Source organism: Clostridium sp. UBA1056 (genome assembly GCA_002316385.1).
Taxonomy (GTDB): Bacteria; Bacillota; Clostridia; order Clostridiales; family Clostridiaceae; genus Clostridium_J.
On the sequence record DCDL01000051.1, the window covers coordinates 1 to 18665 of the forward strand.

16 protein-coding genes and 1 other RNA gene are annotated in these 18665 nt (G+C 29.1%); 3 read left to right on the forward strand and 14 right to left on the reverse strand.

What is annotated here, in order from left to right; all coding sequences use genetic code 11:
• Positions 1 to 296: 296 nt before the first annotated feature.
• From B3W71_RS12300 to B3W71_RS12320, 5 genes are all read right to left on the reverse strand, one after another.
• On the reverse strand, positions 297 to 1109 hold the full coding sequence (locus B3W71_RS12300) for a M3 family metallopeptidase (RefSeq protein ID WP_346889225.1): 813 nt from the start codon (positions 1107 to 1109) through the stop codon (positions 297 to 299).
• A gap of 109 nt (positions 1110 to 1218) precedes the next feature.
• Complete coding sequence (locus B3W71_RS12305; protein WP_346889226.1) at positions 1219 to 2175, reverse strand: adenosine deaminase; 957 nt, start codon at positions 2173 to 2175, stop codon at positions 1219 to 1221.
• Positions 2176 to 2196: 21 nt separating this feature from the next.
• A complete protein-coding gene (locus B3W71_RS12310; RefSeq protein ID WP_346889227.1) occupies positions 2197 to 2814 on the reverse strand; it encodes a GNAT family N-acetyltransferase in 618 nt (205 codons plus the stop codon).
• Between the two features lie 30 nt (positions 2815 to 2844).
• Positions 2845 to 3084, reverse strand: coding sequence for a hypothetical protein (locus B3W71_RS12315; protein ID WP_346889228.1), 240 nt, complete (start codon positions 3082 to 3084; stop codon positions 2845 to 2847).
• A gap of 371 nt (positions 3085 to 3455) precedes the next feature.
• Positions 3456 to 4577 carry a transposase gene (locus tag B3W71_RS12320; protein ID WP_346889229.1) on the reverse strand — a complete coding sequence of 374 codons (1122 nt, stop codon included), beginning with the start codon at positions 4575 to 4577 and terminating at the stop codon, positions 3456 to 3458.
• Between the two features lie 92 nt (positions 4578 to 4669).
• Between B3W71_RS12320 and B3W71_RS12325 the strand changes: the two genes are divergently transcribed.
• Positions 4670 to 4828 (forward strand): ribbon-helix-helix domain-containing protein, encoded by a 159-nt coding sequence (locus tag B3W71_RS12325; protein ID WP_346889230.1) that lies wholly within the window; start codon positions 4670 to 4672, stop codon positions 4826 to 4828.
• A 427-nt stretch (positions 4829 to 5255) separates the two neighbouring features.
• Here the strand turns inward: B3W71_RS12325 and B3W71_RS12330 are convergent, their stop codons facing one another.
• Together B3W71_RS12330 and B3W71_RS12335 are read right to left on the reverse strand one after the other, a co-directional pair.
• Positions 5256 to 6167, reverse strand: a complete 912-nt coding sequence (locus B3W71_RS12330; RefSeq protein WP_346889231.1) for a helix-turn-helix domain-containing protein — start codon at positions 6165 to 6167, stop codon at positions 5256 to 5258.
• Positions 6168 to 6326: 159 nt separating this feature from the next.
• Positions 6327 to 7352, reverse strand: coding sequence for a CPBP family intramembrane glutamic endopeptidase (locus B3W71_RS12335; RefSeq protein WP_346889232.1), 1026 nt, complete (start codon positions 7350 to 7352; stop codon positions 6327 to 6329).
• Positions 7353 to 7628: 276 nt separating this feature from the next.
• Here B3W71_RS12335 and ssrS point away from each other — a divergent pair.
• Positions 7629 to 7821, forward strand: a non-coding RNA gene (gene ssrS / locus B3W71_RS12340) — 6S RNA.
• A gap of 196 nt (positions 7822 to 8017) precedes the next feature.
• On the opposite strand, the gene abc-f is transcribed toward ssrS, so the two are convergent.
• A complete protein-coding gene (gene abc-f, locus B3W71_RS12345; RefSeq protein WP_346889233.1) occupies positions 8018 to 10033 on the reverse strand; it encodes a ribosomal protection-like ABC-F family protein in 2016 nt (671 codons plus the stop codon).
• 944 nt (positions 10034 to 10977) lie between these two features.
• Here abc-f and B3W71_RS12350 point away from each other — a divergent pair.
• Positions 10978 to 11418 (forward strand): GNAT family N-acetyltransferase, encoded by a 441-nt coding sequence (locus B3W71_RS12350; RefSeq protein WP_346889234.1) that lies wholly within the window; start codon positions 10978 to 10980, stop codon positions 11416 to 11418.
• Between the two features lie 407 nt (positions 11419 to 11825).
• Here B3W71_RS12350 and B3W71_RS12355 read toward each other — a convergent pair whose 3' ends face one another.
• From B3W71_RS12355 to B3W71_RS12380, 6 genes are all read right to left on the reverse strand, one after another.
• On the reverse strand, positions 11826 to 13160 hold the full coding sequence (locus B3W71_RS12355; RefSeq protein ID WP_346889235.1) for a hypothetical protein: 1335 nt from the start codon (positions 13158 to 13160) through the stop codon (positions 11826 to 11828).
• A 502-nt stretch (positions 13161 to 13662) separates the two neighbouring features.
• A complete protein-coding gene (locus B3W71_RS12360; RefSeq protein ID WP_346889236.1) occupies positions 13663 to 14472 on the reverse strand; it encodes a hypothetical protein in 810 nt (269 codons plus the stop codon).
• Positions 14459 to 15316, reverse strand: a complete 858-nt coding sequence (locus B3W71_RS12365) for a hypothetical protein (protein WP_346889237.1) — start codon at positions 15314 to 15316, stop codon at positions 14459 to 14461. The genes B3W71_RS12360 and B3W71_RS12365 overlap by 14 nt, the downstream gene beginning before the upstream one ends.
• 2 nt (positions 15317 to 15318) lie before the next feature.
• A complete protein-coding gene (locus tag B3W71_RS12370; RefSeq protein ID WP_346889238.1) occupies positions 15319 to 17244 on the reverse strand; it encodes a hypothetical protein in 1926 nt (641 codons plus the stop codon).
• Positions 17245 to 17319: 75 nt separating this feature from the next.
• Entirely contained in the window at positions 17320 to 18276 is a 957-nt protein-coding gene (locus B3W71_RS12375) for an HNH endonuclease domain-containing protein (protein ID WP_346889239.1), read from the reverse strand.
• 69 nt (positions 18277 to 18345) lie between these two features.
• Entirely contained in the window at positions 18346 to 18549 is a 204-nt protein-coding gene (locus B3W71_RS12380) for a hypothetical protein (RefSeq protein ID WP_346889240.1), read from the reverse strand.
• Positions 18550 to 18665: the final 116 nt, after the last annotated feature.

The window sequence follows — 18665 nt, forward strand, 5'->3', positions numbered from 1 at the left end:
TGAACGATAAGATTCTTTTTATCTTGTTCCAGTTTTTTAATATGTCTAAAATGTTAAATAGCTTCTAATTACTTACATTTCAACATCATCAGAACATATGTACAATAGTTATTCTACTGTTTAATAATTATTTCATATTCAGTTTTAAGGTATACTTACTTTACAATCACATATCCTAATAAACCCTTATATTTACTGGTTTTATTAGGATATATTAATCATTTAACTTACTATACATTAACTACTAAAGATAATATATATTCCTACAGATGGTTTAGAACAACAGCTTTTGGAAGTTATAACTTTTTCTCTGCCTCAAGTACCCATTCTTCAATATCTTTAATGATTACTTCAATACTACCAGGCTCAAATGGATTTTTCATATTCCCCATCTTAAGAACCTCAACAAATGACAAAGCTCCACCTACTTTACATAAGTTAACATAATCCTTCCAGGCTTCTTCTCTATTAGTCCTTGCCTTACTCCAGAACTCAAAAGCTACAACTTGAGTTAATCCATAGTCGATATAATAAAAAGGTCCCCCAAAAATATGTGATTGACGAAGCCAATATGCTTCCTTATCTAAATATTCATTACCTTCATAGTTTCTATAAGGAATATACTTCTTTTCAATGTCATGCCACATACTATTTCTTTCTTCAAAGGTAGCTTCTGGTTTTTCATATATATCATGTTGAAATTCATCAACAGCAGCAATATATGTTAGTAAGAATAGAGCACTACACATATGTGAAAACTTATATTTATCTGCTCCTTCGCCGAAAAACTCTTCTAACCATGGTTCAATTAAGAACTCCATGCTCATTGAATGAATTTCAGATATGTCTTCAGTGGCCATTACATACTCAGATATGTCAGAGCTTCTGCATAAATAATTTTGAAAAGCATGTCCTATTTCATGAATTACCTCATTGAAATTTTCTATAGTTCCATTGTATTTTGCGTAAACAAATGGTGCCTTATATTTAGGCATATACTCACAAAATCCACCAGATTCTTTATTCTTTCTATCTTCAATATCTAAAAGTTCTCTATTAACCATATATTTAAAAAATTCGTTAGTTTCTTTTGATAATTCTTCGTACATTTTAAGAGTTTTATCTACAATAAAGCTAGAGTTACCCTTTATTATAGGATTTTCATCTTTAAAGAATATGCCTTCATCATAATAATTGATAGAATCAACACCTAATCTTTTACACCCTTTTCAAACCATTAAGTCTTATATCATCAAGTTCTTCCGCTGTTAATGTTTCTGCATCATATAACCTTAGGTATTCCTTAGATACATCGCTATCAAAAATAAGTATATCATCAGAATTGAGAGTTATATCAACTCCATAACCATAAAGGTCCCTAATGGGATGTGTTTTTAATTCTTTAACTCTGCCAAGTTTGACATTACTTGTAGGTGTAATATTTAACCGAATATGATTATCTATTAAAAACTGAACCACCTCTTCTGAACTTACAGCAGCAATTCCATGCTGCACTTCATCCAGCTCCAACACTTCAACTCCCTTTTTAACATCATCAGCAGTTCCCCACTCTCCAATATGAGCTTTAAGCTTCAATTCCTCATTCTTAGCTCTCTTATAAATCGGCATAAAATTTTCAATTGGTTGTGCGAATTCATCACCATACAAATCAATGGAATAAAAAATGTTGTGTCCCCAGAAAGGTTCTAAACATCTTGATAGATAATTTACGGAACAATGTCTTGATAATCCTATTTGTAGCCGCAATTCAACTTCTGGTGCTATCCTTTGGTTAGCATCTTGAAATACATGAATTAGCTCTTCTATGTTATTATCAAAAAATTCTCCTAAACCCCAAACATCTTCACCAATCTCAAGAATTTTAATTCCATCTTCTTTAGCTTGAACAAAAGTCGCATCAATTAGCACTTTTCGCATTTCTTTTGTATTAAATCTTTCACCAATATACACGTCATTCCAATGATGCATATCTTGCATGGTAGATAGAATTCCTTTGAAAAAAGGAATTTCTATTCCAGTTTGAAGTTGAATGTACTCTCTACTCCCACCTAATACAAAATGATTGTGCAAATCTGATTTTGGAATCGTTCTCAATACACTTATGTCACGTTTCTTTAATGCTTCCATGAACTTATCCGAATAGAAGTCTTTCATTTTTCTTTCCTTTCATATGAACTAATATTTATATTTTACATACTTGTTTGCTTCTCCTGTTTTCTTGAAACCTACAGATCGGTATAGTGATTGAGAAGCTTTATTACCAATCGCTGTACTTACATAAACACACTGTACACCTCTCTTTTGTAATTCTGCGAGTCCAAAATTGAGTGTACGTTTCATAATTCCACGTCGTCGGTATTTCTCAAGACATGCTACTGGTTCAAGAAGCGCAGTATTACTATTTGGGTCTATCCACCATGTTGTAAACCCTATAAAATTATTTGTCGATACGTCACGAATTACATAATCTAATGTATTAGTATGATCATTGGATTGCAGGTAATCACGAAACATCTTTTCAGAAATAGCATGGCCCGTCGGAATAGAAGCATACTTAATACGCTCAGGTATATCTTCTTCTGTCAATATACTTATCTGTTCTTCCAACCATTCACATTCTTCTGCTACCCAATTTTTAAGATCTAGTATTGCTTGAAACCTTTTTTCGTTTTCTTTTTTATATCCATGATTTATTAATGATTTGCATAAATTCTCATTTAATCTATTAGTAATTATAAATAATTCTTCAGAATTTTGATAAAGTATTTCAACTAAATTGATTGCTTCATCCATGTATTGTTCATAATTAGGCATAATTCTAAGTTAATATTCTCCCTCATCTATATATGTCAATAAATATCCAATTGGTGTTTCATCAATGTAGAGCAACTTTCCGTAAAAGTATACATCTGTGGGTCCATTTCCGTACAGATATCTATCAAAACTCAAACCACCTATATGCGGCTCCCATGACTGAGTCATAGTTGCTTTACATATACTACTTTCAATGTAGCACATGATATTATAATCAATTTCATCTGTAACGTTTCTAAGTGTAATCATCATAAATCCCCCTATGATTTTTTACATTCAGTTTTCAAAGAATGATTTTAATCTTAGTTAGCTCTTCATATCTACAAACTATAAATTAATTATATAATTGTAAGCCTTATGAGAACAATCCATATTAAATTATATTTTGCTATATAGTAATTTTTTGTTTTCTTTTTGTAATTACTCAATTAGCTATCTTTTTATAGTGGAATCAAACCACTCTTCCGTTGCCAAAACCTTATAAAACTCTATAAAGCAATGTTTAATTCCCTGTTCAACGTGTCCCATTTCGCTAAAAGCTACTTTGGTTTGATATGACACTCCGAGGGCTTAAATTCCCATACAACGCATGGTACACATTAGTAGTATCTTTTAAGTGATTAGCCTACTAATTCATATCTGCTTAAATTTACACTTGCGTTATAATCTCTATCTATAACATAGCCACACTCTTCGCAGATATAGGTACGTTCTGATAATGAAAGTTTAGTTTTCACATGTCCACACTCACTACAAGTCTTTGATGATGGATAGAATCTATCAGCTTCAACAAACTCAATTCCATAAAATTCACATTTATATTTAAGCTTAATTTTAAAATCATATAAACATTGCTCTGCAATAGCTTTTGATAAATGCTTATTTTTCATCATACCTTTGATGTTAAGTGTTTCCATAACTACTCTTGATGGCTTGGTTTTCACTATCTTATTCGTTGCTTGGTGTATATGATTACTTCTTATATTTGCTAATCGCCTATAAAGTAACCTTATTTGCTTTTCAAGTTTTGCAATGCTCTCGGTCTTGACATACTCCTTTCCTTTTCTATTTTTTTCATATTTATTTGAACATTGTCTTTGTTTTCTTCTTAAAGTCTTTTTAAGCTTTTTCACTTTCTTTGTTTTATTGATATTTCTATATGTCATTCTATTGGAGCATATAGCTAAATCTTTAACCCCAACGTCTATACCAATACTTTCATCTGTTAATTCAATGATTGGTTCTTCCTTTTCTATGCCAACTGCTATAAACCAATACTTTCCGTCAAAGCTTATCCTTGGATTAGTATATTTACAATTCATAGGAATTGAATTTTTCTTTACAGTTATCCAACCTATTTTTTCAATTAATACTGCATTATCTTTAACTTTTAGCTTTATATTATCATTGTAAAATGATGGCTTTGATTTCTTTCTGCTCTTAAATCTTGGTTTTTCAGATTCACCTTTAAAGAATCTCTTATAAGCATTACACGCATCTTTAACAGCCTGCTTAGCTACATTGTTAGATACCTCATTAAGCCAATTTAAACTATCTTGCTTTAATATGGTTATTTCTTTTCTCAAATCATTATCAGATATAAATTTGCCACCATTTTTATAATTTTCTTCTTGTCTTGCTAATGTCCAGTTATAAACAAATCTTGCAGTTCCAACCGATTGCCATAACTTTTCTTCTTGTTCTTTGGTTGTGTTTAGTCTAATTTTACATGCCTTAATCATCTTTAATCACCTCCTATAATTATAGCAGCATATATTGATGGTAGTTCCGATGTGCTTATGTATATATTATTATAACTATAAGGAGTGATTTTATGAATAAGTACAGCTTAAAAAATAGAACACACATACCCAATGCAATTGACACTGAATTATATGAACAACTAACCCAATATTTCAAGGATACCGATATTCCAGTTTCCAAGTTATTGGATAGATCCATACGTTTACTGCTAGAGTCTACTAAGAAATAGTAGGTTTTTTAAACTTTTGTAAGGTTTTATTAACTGTTAACTCCCTCCATTTTAGTTGAAAAAACACCTCTTAATTCTATTCATTTAAACACCACTCCTTTTTTACCTTACTACCAAACTATCTCCATTACAGTTAACTATTACTATTTTATCATGCTTTTAACATAAACGTATTATTAGTTTTGTAATTCATCCATTATATTCACTTATAAACAAAACCACTAAAATCCTTAAAGTTTTCACAGCTCTAAGGATTTTGTTTATATCTTAGCTATATAATTCAAGAAGTTGTTATCTAATTGGGTTATACTTCACAATGTGCTTGAATTTCCAATCAAAAATACCGTAAATCCATTCTGAATAATACGGTATTTCAATAAATTATTGAGTTTTTAATAATCGTGAATATTAATAAAAATTATATGACTTATTCTATATTTAACTGTTTTACTGGTCTTGCTTCAATATATCCTCTGTATCCCATAGGTGCTAATTGAAATCTTGGTCCATCTTCATCGGCCCATTCAAAGCCGTAAACCTCAGGATTATAATTTTTCATAATATCCCATAGCTCCCTTATCTCTTCATCAAACTTTTCGTCATCAAAAGGCTGTCCTTGAAAAACCATCATCTTACAGGGTTGAAGATCAATTAAATCAAATCCTTCTGGGACTTCTCCTGCATAATTCACTGGAACTTCTACACCTTGAGTATATACTGATGTACCTGATTTCACTAAGTTTTTAGGCATCCACATTCCAATAGGTTCATAGATGGCTTCTTTGATACTAGAAAGAATTCCCCATACATCACAACCTACTTCCTCGCAATATTCAAAATAATGAGTAGCTTTAATTCCGCGTTTCAAAATTAACTTTCTTGCAGGACGATCAATTACTTGTACAAAAACTGTTTTTACATTAGAACTTTTAGACATGTTATCCTCTCCTTTTTGTAGCATAAGGTAATAATCACGAATATGACTGGGCATAAAAAGTTTCAGTGGAGGTGTATTTTTGCAGTAGTATCGAGGAGTCATAGCAAATTGCTTGGAAAACGCCCTTGTAAAACCTTCATGTGAGTCAAAAAGGAAATCAAGTGCAACATCAATTATTTTAACATTCTCATCTCTCAATTTAACAGCAGCCCTAGACAAACGAAGTGCTCGAATGTATTCAAAGGGTGTTTTACCTATTAATTCTTTGAAAATCCTTGTAGAATGCCATGGTGAATATCCTGCTGCATTTGCAAGCATACAAAGAGTTATTGATTCGGTTAAATGATTCTCAATATAAATTTGCATACGATATACCGCATTTATCTTTTCCCAATTATCCATGTTCTCACCTCTTAAATAAAGGATAACATATTCATATAGATTTTTACTTGACCCATTTTGCTACAAATAATTTTTAGAGATTATACTCAATTTAATGTTAGTTCTCTCATTTTAATACCCAATCACTTATAAAAAATATTTGATTGATTTATTACACAATTAGTTGGGAATGTTAGCTCCATCTCCTTCTGAAAGGCGAGTTTCTTGTTGGTATTCCTTTGTTGCTAAAAATGGTAGAAAAATAATACTGAAAACAATGAGTACGATAATCACATCTTTTAAACTTATAGCAATATTGTTTGGCATTCCTCCAAAAAGTACAAATCCAAGATTATTGTTTAGATAATGAATCATGGCCACAGCCCAAATATTCTCTGTTTTTAGGTATACATAGCCAAAGAAAACAGAAAAACATATACAGACAATAAGCTGACAAATTACGCTATACAAAGAAGTCTCTGGACTATAATAGAATAAATTTATAGGGAAATGCCAGAGCCCCCAAATAACTCCCAGTAAAAGCACTCCCGTTCTCTTACCAAACCTATGCTGAAGTACTGGTTGTAAGAAGTATCGCCATCCATACTCTTCTCCAAAAAATAAAAGGTAAGTAAATAAAAAATTAAATAGCAATAAGATAAGTGTAAAAATTATCTTTGGGTTTTTAAAGGCTGCAAAAAAGTCACTTATAGATCCTTCTATAGCACATGATATAAAACCTTTTAATAGGTAAAGTAGAACAAATAGAAGAATATAAAATACTGATTTTTTTCCATTCTTCCTTATGCTAAGTCCAAACTCTGCACGCTTTTCTGTTCCTTCTACACCCAGCATAATAATTCCAAGAATACTTCCGCCCATAAGTGATATCTCAACCACAGTTTGGGTGGCCCCATATCCTGTGAATGTCTGTACCAATATTACAATAACCGTAACTATTGTAGAAAGCAAAAACACTCCAAAGAAATTTTTAGGAACTCTTTCTCTTATTTCTTTGTTACATAAAAACGCTACCATAACTCCCATTGCTGGATAGTACATTTGTGCAAGAGGAAAAGCATCCACTGGTCCCTTATAATATGCAAAGGCCATTGCAATTCCCATAACAGCAGTCATTCCAAAACACACTATAAAGAATACGATAATATTACTCTTCTCTTTGCGTTGCTTGTCTAAATTCTCCATAAATACTCTCCTAATAATTATTACTTTCTTTGAATAAGAACATTTATGTAATTTCATTATATAATTAAATGACTATACTAAAATATAATAAAAAAACATATATATTCACATTATAATTATAACAAGATTACCACATATATACAAATTATAGAAAATACCGTTGTCTTTAAGTAATATATCACAGTATTAAATTACCATAAAAATATATCTTGTATATGAAAATAAAATATGATATTATAATCTCACAACAAAGAAATGACTAATTAATAAATAGTTAAATTTCTGGAATATGCGTTAAGCTCTTATTTTGAACCTACATTTAAAGTTAGGGAGTTCAATATTTAAATGAGGAAATGTACCTTCTTATGAGTCCTTTTTACGGCATTGAAGGCGATTGAGACATCTGTGAGGACACCCACCTATCGAGGGATAGGCTTCAAAATTAGAGTACCGGTATTTTGGATTTCATTTAGAAATTGTAAGCCAATGCTTAATAACGTTAAGCACTGGCTTTTATTTATGGTTATAATATAATTAAATCCTTAAGTTCAATTCGCATAACCTCTTATCATTATTTTATTCTATTGAAGTAATTATAATTTTTCAATTGGAAAGTATAGATATAATTCACCATTGTTATATTTAGTATTTGTTACATAAAAAATTTACATTGTTAAACTTACCCACAATTCCATAACTGCATCAAGTTCTTTGCTTAACTCCTCTTTCCTAGCGTACAACTTATTAAGCTCCTCATAATGTATCTTTGAGTTAGTCATAGCTAAGTCAATCTCTTGTATCTCGCTTTCAAGATTTTCAATTCTTGTTTCAATTTTAGCTTTTTCAGCCTCCTTCTTTTTGGTTTCATCAATATTTGCTGGTTTCTTAACCTTTTTACCCCTTTTATTTTCATCATTGTTCTTTGATTTCTTAACTTTTTCAAACTTTGCTATCTCATCGTTGATAGCCTTTTCCTCTTTAACCTCTTTATAGTAATCATAATTACCAGGATAGCTTTTAAAACCATTGTCTTCAATGGCAATTACTCTTTCACTTATTTTATTAATAAAATATCTATCATGAGATATGAAAAATATAGTTCCTTTAAAGTCTTCTAGAGCTTCTTCAAAGGTTTCTATTGAGTCAATATCAAGATGATTAGTAGGCTCATCCAGTATCAATAAATTTACATCTTCATATAATAGCTTACCAAGCTTTAGTCTTATTCTCTCTCCCCCTGATAAATGCTTTACTTTTTTAAATACACTTTTTCCATAAAACATGAATTTAGACAAGTATTCACGTGCTTTTCCTTCTAGTATTGAAATATCTTCCCTGAAGCACTCTAGTACAGTAAGTTCCTCATTTTTAAAGGTGATTTTCTGTGGTAAATATGCCGCCATTACATTAGCACCTAATTCCACTACACCAGAATCTGGCTGTTCTTCATCTAAAATCATTTTCAAGAAAGTAGTTTTACCACTACCATTTGGGCCAATTAACGCTGCTCTTTCACCAAAATTAATCAATAAATCTACATCTCTTAAAATAACCTTATCTTCAAAAGATTTAGAAAGTCCTTCAGCCTTAATTGTCTCATTACCAGATCTTTCACTTTCTTTAAAGGTAAGCTTCATATTCTTTCTTTCAAACTTCGGTTTTTCAGTTCTTACATATTGACCTCTTGTTCGATAATACTTATTACTTTCAGTATCACTACTTTTCATTTTATCAAGCTTTTTTTGCAGGCTGGCAGCTCGTTTAAAGAATTTATTATTATCTACCCTAGCTGCCCAATCCCTTAACTCCTTTATAGAGTTCTGTACATTCTTAATCTCCTTTTGCTGTTCCTTATATTGATGAAATTGTTCAAGCATATTCTCTTCTTTTTGCTTTGCAAAATCAGAATAATTTCCTTTATAAGTCTTACTTTCCATATCCTCTATTTCTATAATCTTTGTTACTACATTATCTAAAAAGTATCTGTCATGAGATACAATAATTACAATACCATTGTAGCTCTTAAGATAAGCTTCAAGCCATTCAATTGACTCCATATCTAGATGATTTGTAGGCTCGTCTAGTAGTAATATATCTGGGTTATCTATGAGCAGTTTACCAAGGATAACCGTAGTTTTTTCACCACCACTTAATAAATTAAATTCTTTATTTAAAAAGCTTTCATCTAATTTTAAGCCCGTACAAATCTTACTTAATTTTTCTTCTGTATTATATCCACCTTTAGCTTCATATAATTCAACCAATTCGCTATACTGCTTCAAAGCTTTTTCTAGATTATCAGCTTTTAAAAATTTCATTTTTTCTTCTAATTCACGCATCTTATTCTCTATGCTATAAACTTCTTCAAAAGCTAATTTTAGAACATCAATAACCTTTATGCCATCTTCATACTTAGGGATTTGCTCAAGGTAAGCACAAGTAGCTTCTCTTGGCTTACGAATGAAGCCTTCATCATATCCTGGACTTGTAGCTCCCGGATACCCAATACAATAATTCATTGGTAACACTCCCTCTATTAACCTAAGAATAGTACTCTTTCCGCTTCCATTAACCCCTACTATCCCAACTTTCTCTCCTGCATATACTTGAAAACTTATATTTTTAAGAACAAGAGTTGCATCCATATATTTTTTTACACCAATCAATGATAATTCAAACATAAAAATTCCTTCTTTCATCCATTATTTAAATTATGCATTTCATGGATAGGCATAAAAGTATCGTAACTATCATAACTTTTTAAGTAATTAAAAAATAAAAAAAGACTGTAAGAAGATGGCTTCTTCTTACAGTCGAAATACTCTAATACTATTATAATTTATTTAAACCAGATATAAGCTAAAAACATATTATTATGCTATATATCATATTACATAATACTTCAAAAGATTCTCATTCAATGGTTAAAATAACTATTTGCAGTATTATAAATTATAGTATTTAATTTCAATAAAGTAAGTTACCTTCTAAATGCCTTATTCCATAAAGAGCATAACAACAAAACCTAAATATAATTAGGCAAATTAAAACTCATTATAAAATATATATTAATTTATCGATTGAAAATTAATATTAGCAATTAGCTGGTGTCATAACTTACTTCCCCCTTTTGATGTTTTTTTCATTATACCATTTTTTATATTTTATGTAAATACACTTAAATAATGTATTTGCATTACTCCTTAAATTCACAATTGAAGGAACTATCACTATCCTATGGTATTTTATACATTTACATGTATATCATTATATTTTTCTCTAAGTAGTGAACATATATACCAACTAGTTTTCCCTTATTTTTAACACTTTTTCTCACTTATAACCAATATGACCCCCGTAATATAGATTTTCATTGTACCCGATTCAGATATCAATAGCACCTATACTATCATCTGAATCATGTAGAGTAATTCTATATTTAGTTAATCCAGTCCATACTTCCCTTTCTGATACCCAGTTAAATGACCTTAAAACAGCCTAGGAAATATATGCATAATTATGTTAAATATTTGAAGTCCAAAGTATTATCCTGTATAATAAATAAGAATACAGCGATAGAATAGAGTTTAATTTAAGGGCTGTAAGTTAGATAGGGGGAAACCAAATGAATAATTTTGTTATTGAAGAAAGTAAACGAGAAGATTTGGAGATAGTTGATAATAGAATAGTTGAATATAATTATTCAAAAGTACGTTTTACACAAGAACCATCTTTTTTACCAATTAACCGGATTATAAAAAGTTTAGATGGAGATACAATAGCAGGAATAAACAGTATATTATATTGTTGGAATTGCCTATATATAGATGTTCTATGGGTAAAAGAAGATTTCCGAAAACATGGGTATGGGTCTGCACTTCTAAATGAGGTAGAGAAAGTTGCAAAAGAAAAAGGTTGTAAATTAATTCATTTAGATACCTTTGATTTTCAATCAAAAGATTTTTATTTGAAACATGGATATGAGATCTTTGGTGTATTAGATGATTGTCCATCGGAACATAAGCGTTATTATATGAAAAAGCATCTCATTAAAGAGATTCTCTAAATAAGATGAACTAGTTTAACGAACTTATATGCATATTGAGATAAGTGTAAATAATTTAATAATTAAACAAATAATAGCAAACGCAAATCCCATAGCAACCGCTATTGAAAGTACCAAAATGGCAGAAAAAATTATTGTAACTCTTCTATAATCTTTTTAATATCAAATTCTTTATTTTGGATTTTATAATACTTTTCTTTATACTGAGGCTTTTCTTGAAAACCAATCACATTATCTTCATAGAATTTAATATAAAAGACTTCTTCAATATAAGTACTCTTTTCATCTCCTCTACATAATTCACCTTTTCATCTATCATCATTCAAGAACGTTGATGGCATCTATATTTTCCATTAAAAATCAGGGGTAAAACCGATCATTTTCCAGCCTAATTTTCACACGTTTTTTTATATCAAATCATAATATTTATATAAATCTTGAATGAATCTAACTATTTTATCCCGAATTTCAGAACCGTTTGCGAATTCGAAACCACCAAATCTGAAAACATCATATCCATATAGCTTTAATCTTCTATCATCTTCTACCATTTTACTATACAATTCAGGGGAAGCCTTATCACCAACAGAATAGTGTTGTTTTCCATCGATTTCTATTACAGCTCTTCTACTATTTGAAATTAATAACAGAAAATCCATCCTTTGATGAACATATATTTGACCATTTCTCATTTTTGCAGATTTAGGATCATAGTGGCAATATATTTGAGGAATGAGGGCAGGTAATTTATTATTTTTTAATTTATTTAAATTATTATAATAAATTTTCATAAACAGTTTCTCTGGTTTAGAATCCAAAGATAACTCCAATCTCTTAAATAGTTCTTGTTCTACACTTAATTCATATTCTTCATTTCCTTTATTCCACCATGTAACTAAATCATGCCAGCTTAAGCCTTTATTTGAAATAGGCAGTGTATAAACTAAACATTTTTCTGTGTTACCAATAATTTTTACATCATTAGTTATGGAGTCTTCTATTACAATATCTGGTTTAGTGCCATATGCAGCAAAAATTAAGTTTTTTATTTTGCCATCTATTCCTTGTGAAATTTTCTCAACTGTAAAAATTGGTTCACCTGAAATGTATTTATTATTAATTAGCTTGTATCCATCTTCTATTACAAATTCATTTAATTTATCAACATACGTTTTTTGTTCTGAATTTGTTCTAACTCTTGGATGAACTATTGTTTGAATCAAATCAATAAACTTTTTATCAGAAACATACATAACGTTTAAAATAACTTCAAACATTTCTTTGTAACTCAGATCATCATTCCTAACCATATGTTGAAGTATATCTTCATAAGCGTTTTTCTGCCCATAAGAAGATGGAATACACTCTAAATTCCATGATAAAGAAAGCATTTCATCAATACGTAACTTACCTTCAATTAATAATTGGTCTGATAACCAATCAATAATTTTTCTTCTTGTTATCAAAGATATAGAAAAAAAGTCGTCATTCATATAAGGATCCACTCTTTTAACAAATACAGGATCACATTCTTCAAGTATAATTATTTTAGCCAATTCCTGTAATTTATTAAAAGAAAATTTTACTAGTCCACTTTCAATATAAACTCTCTTACTATTCATAGGATCTAATTTACTATCACACTCAATATTATACTTTTTACACACGTTTGGTAGATTATAAGCCTTATATTCTTTAATATAATCTACAATAACATTCATCAAGTCGTTTTTATCACTCATTTGATCACCTCTACATAAAGTCAATTAGGCATATTTGCATTATTAGCCTAATTGGTATAGATATAACATGTCCCATTTCATGAATAATTAAAAGTTAATTTACTGTAATCCATTTACTTATAATGCACTTCCTCATCAACTCTAAGTACAAAATTTATTCATTCCTAAATAATAATTTAATAAATTCCTCATACACTACTTTAATGCTGTTTATATACTTCTTCCCCCTTCAAATTAAGTATTTCCTATGATAAATTTAGTTTAGCTTTTCAACCTTAACTGAACCAACCCCTTCAAACTTTAAAAGCTCTTCCTTAGTTTTTGGCTTTGTAGCAACTATTTCATCAAATGTATTACTACTTGTCCCCGAAAATGGTATACCCTATTTACTTATAAATAACTTTCTATATCATTTCAAAATTCATTCATATATTCACCAATTATCCATGAATATCCCGTGTAATAATCTGGAATGTAAAATTATTTTGCTTATTCTAATAATCTATGCTGTAATACTGCTAATATTATTTTTATTCCATTTATCTATCTTGCTTACATCATAATAAATATCTAGATATTCAAAGAACTTTTCTTCCAGCTCTTCATTATTTAACATAGGAACCATAACTACAGGGTAACTTTTATTGAATTCAAAAATAACTCTTCTTCCATATCTCTCATCATTACCTAAATGATATTTCTCTATTATTTCTTTATCTTTTATCGTTGCTTTTAATATTTCACTTAGATCATATTTATCTACTATATCCAAAATTTTAATTAAAAATATATCATTTCTAAAAATGCTATATTTGATTATATAATTATACAGATCTAGATTTTCTACTATTAATTTATAGTATTTCTGTTGCTCATTTTCATCTACTATATTATCAGTTATATACTGTGCTCCTAGGATACTTTTGTATATATAATTTTCCCAATCAAAATCTTTGATAACTATTTTTTTAAATTCTTTAAATCCACCATCCTTAATTTGAGGATAATTTTCTAACAAATACTCTCTGTGTTGCTGACATAAAAGTGAATGCCAAAATGTCTCATCCAAATATATATCTCTATTCACATTTATATAATGTTTTGTCATAACTTCAAAAGCTTCTAAAAATTTTTTATTCTTTTCTTCCTTTTTCCCTTTAGCCATGTATATTGGAAACTCTGGTGCTACATCTATTCTTACTTTTTCTCCAGATAAAAACTCCTCATTTCCAATTAATTTATCTTGTAAAAAAGCTTCATATAGATCTTCATTATTTTTATATTTATCCTTTAGTAATCTAACCTCTACCATCTATATACCTCCTTATAGAACTAGTAAATCCTTCAATAATTCCATCGGATATTAAATAAATTACCTCATCTATATTGTCTTTATTGAGTTCAGGCACCATTTTATTTTTCATAAGACGATATAACTTTAAGTCCAGTTCAAGATCTGGTTCTGCAATTTCACTAATGATAACCTCATCCTCATCAACGTTAATTCTATTATTTAATATGAATTCATTAAGTGCCTTTTGTAAACCCATATATACATATAAATTATTAAGAGAATTATCAGCTATTACATCATTAAACATCATTTCTTCTTTCTTATAAGTAATTACTATGGTTTCCGCAGTTAAATCTATTTTAATTTCTGACTTTATATTTGAATCTACTCTCTTTTCAAATAACTCAAGTCCTTTTTTTGAACTTTCACTAAAAGTAACAACATTTGAAAAAGCTAAAACAGAGTTTTTAGGGACAACTATCTCATTTTTTAATTCTTCATACAAACCACATATCTCATCATTTTTTTCAAAGGATATTCTATCACAAGATTTAACCATTAATTGAACTTGAGTTCTTTTACTTAAAGAAAGTCTATTTTTGTTTATACTTTTATTTTTTTCTTCTAGCTTAATTTCAAAAAATTTATTATCTATGGATTGAATTATTAAAAATAACTTTGCTTGTTCAGACTTTAATAATTCATTTATAAAACTAGAATTAATAGTATAATCTAATTCAATATTATAAATATCCTTATTCTCTGACAATTTAACCTCTAAATTAAAAGATCCACTTTCATAGCTATTTGATGAATTAGTTAGTACAGGATATGGGAAGTTAACATCTTTCCTATAAATCATTACTATACCTCCACATAATATACAAATTTTAAAGACTTATTTGCTTTTTCATTTAACTTAGCCTCAATATTCACTTTACCTTTTTCTATACTTACATCTTTAATAAGGTTGTCCTTAATCAAACAATTATTACCTGTATTTTTATCGATTACATATTTATAATTATCAAATAGGTTAAATTCGCCAGGGCATTCATCTCCCATTCCATCAACAACAATTAAAGCTATATTACATAATTTCTTCTTTTCAGCCTCACTATTGGATAAATCAAATTTTATGTATTCTCTATCTTTAATTACTGCTCTTTCCACTGCCTCAGTACTAACATTATATCTTCGTTCTTTCCTATTTCCATCAATATCATTATTTATAGTAGTACTTCTTCTAAGTTTCTTCTTAGGTTTTATATTATCAGTTTCTTCTTTAGTGTCAGATTTTTGTTTTCCATAATTACTAGATTTCTTTTTCTTGCTTCCTAGATCTTTTATAAATTCTTTTTCCTTGCCTTCAGAATTTATTATTTTTACAGATTCTATACTTTTATTTAAATCCTCTTTAAATTTTAATTCGATTGTGTATAATATATCTTCTGTATTCATTTTCCCATTTGTTGGATTCACTTCTGCAATTTTTTCGCTTATTATTTGAGCTAATTTATTAGAAATGTCATTTATAAAATTTCTTGCATTACTTCTAGTCTTTGTATTTCTTATATGCTTATATTCTATTTTGGTATGTGATTCATTCTCAAGCATTTTTAAAAATGCATCTTCCTTCACAGAACATGGAATAAGAATTGCATTAAAAGGTTTAGTAGCATTATTCCTAATTTTTTTGTCTTCTATCTTCATACCAATAGTTCTAATTATTCCAAGCCTACCCTTTTTAATTTCACTGTTAAGCTCAAAATACAATTTAAACTTGTACACATCAGTTAACGACTTTATTTCTATTTCAATAGGCTCTGAATTTAAATATGTATTTAAATATAAAGGAGTAAATTCTCTATTAATCTCGCTTATATTTTGTTTATAATACAATTCATTTTCTATATAAGATTTTATGGTATTCTTATTTAAATCCTTATCATTAACTTTAACTTCGAGTTTTTCCTCTAATATTGAAACAAAAAAACTATCGCATACACTTTTAATTATTTCTTTCTCGTTATTAAATTCTTCTCTTAAAAAAGGTATTACAATCTTTAATCCTCTTGTATTTTTTGAAAATTCATGGCTAAACTCATTTTCAAAAGGAATATACTTCCCGTGAACATTTACATCCGTAAAATATCCGGTTGACCTATAACAAACTTCATTATATTTATGTTCTATTAATTGAATAGTACCACCTAGATGCATATTATTCTCTTTATCACAATTAGCAAAATACATCATAAATAGGTCTGAAGCTGCATTAGACGCAATTTTACCTATTCCATGTGATCCACCTCTTCCACTCTCAAAATCACTATCCCCTTCTATGGAGTGAAAACCTTTTTTATAAGCATATATTCCCCATGTATCTTCTAATGAATCACTCTGCCCATTTTTTGCTCCTGTTAATCCTTTTGTATTAGAATCTTCAAAAGAAATATAATATACAGTTTCATTATTTATACTCCTCTGCATATGATCTATGGTCTCTCTAGTATATTCATTATATCCCTTAAGACAATTAACTCTATCCTTTATTTCTTCAAATCCAGGTATATCATTCTTGTTTATAATTCCTGTTTTAATTTCTACAACTACAGGTTTATCCAACTCTTGTAGTTTGCCATCCAATGAATTTTGGATGTTTTCCCTTACAAGTCCCGTTATTCCTAACTCATAAAACCGTTCTAGTGCACCATTGAATGTAACTTCGCCTATATCATCAGTTGTATAGAATCTCCACATTCCTTCATTATTATTTATATTTTGCATAATATAGTACTCCTTAGTCTATTTTAAAAATTTACTTTTTTCACTTTACTTATAATATAATATTAAAACTATTCACTACTTCTCCCAAATCCCATACCCCTGATTATAAGCAATCTGATATAGTGGCTCTATAGTTGCTCTTAAGCTTTTGTTAAACTCTTCTTTTTCAATTTTTCTTTGATTGTTTACAGCTATATTTATAGATAAATATCCTTCTAAGTTTTTCTTATATCTTTTAGGATTTCTTTGCATTATATCAAAGCTTTTATATTGAATTTCACAGAACTTGTCCATATATAAACTAAGATCAGGTAGTTTATTACTTTTTTGACTATTTACATTTTTAAATGTAGGTGCTAAGTTCCATAGTTCATCATGCAATACAAAGCTCCAAGGAATAAAGTGGTCTATGCTCAGATTCCCATAATTAGAAAAGTTCTCTTTTGTTAGCTCCCTTCCTGTATAAATATCACTTACAGTTTTATCCCTATTTATCTCTGTCCAAAGCTTAGTTGCTTTACTTAGATCTCTTTTACCTGGTGCTGTGATTTTAAATGGAATTGCTGGTACGTTAGGATTTCTCTTTTGAAGATAACAAACTAATTTATAATGCATCCATCCACATATGATAGTTTGATTAGCTATTATGTACTTATACCAGGAGTCATTAATTTCTATCATCTTGTTATTAACATCTATTTTATATATAGCCCTCTCATCTTCTTTAGTTAGCTGTGCTATAAACTTGTTTCTCTTATTATCATTCTTTTTAAATATATATTTAGTTAATGCTAATTCTTTAGTAAAAAATGGAGTTAAAAGTCTATATGGTACATATTCATGGAGTACTTTTATCCTCTTTTCAATTTCAACATCCTGTACATTTTCAAGAAAATCTAATAGTTTATATTCCTTTTCATCACAGGGTATATTGTATCTCTCATGGATTAACATAACTAAATCATAAAGCCTGTCTTGAATTCCCAGGTTAAGTTTATATTGAGTAACAGGATACCAGGCACTTGCTATCATTCTACATACAAGCTTTCTAAAGGATATGTACTTATTTCCATTAATTATCTCTTCATAGATTCCAAAGAATCAAAATATTTTATAACTACTACTTAATTTGTCTTCTAATATTCGTGAAAAGCTATTTAAATCTACACTACCATCATAAGTGAAGGTAATAGTTCCAAAGGGATTAGTAATAATTGACGTTGTAATATCCTTAACATCAATTTGATTCTCATATATGTCTTCTATTAATGAATTATTTTCATTTATATTATGCTTGTTACTCATGCTCCCCACTTTCCTATCTCTTCTTTATTTCTTATATCTTAAAGATACATTAACCCATACACCAATATATTTCACGTTGCAGCTCTATTTTACCACCTCTGCCTCCTTCTCTCAAT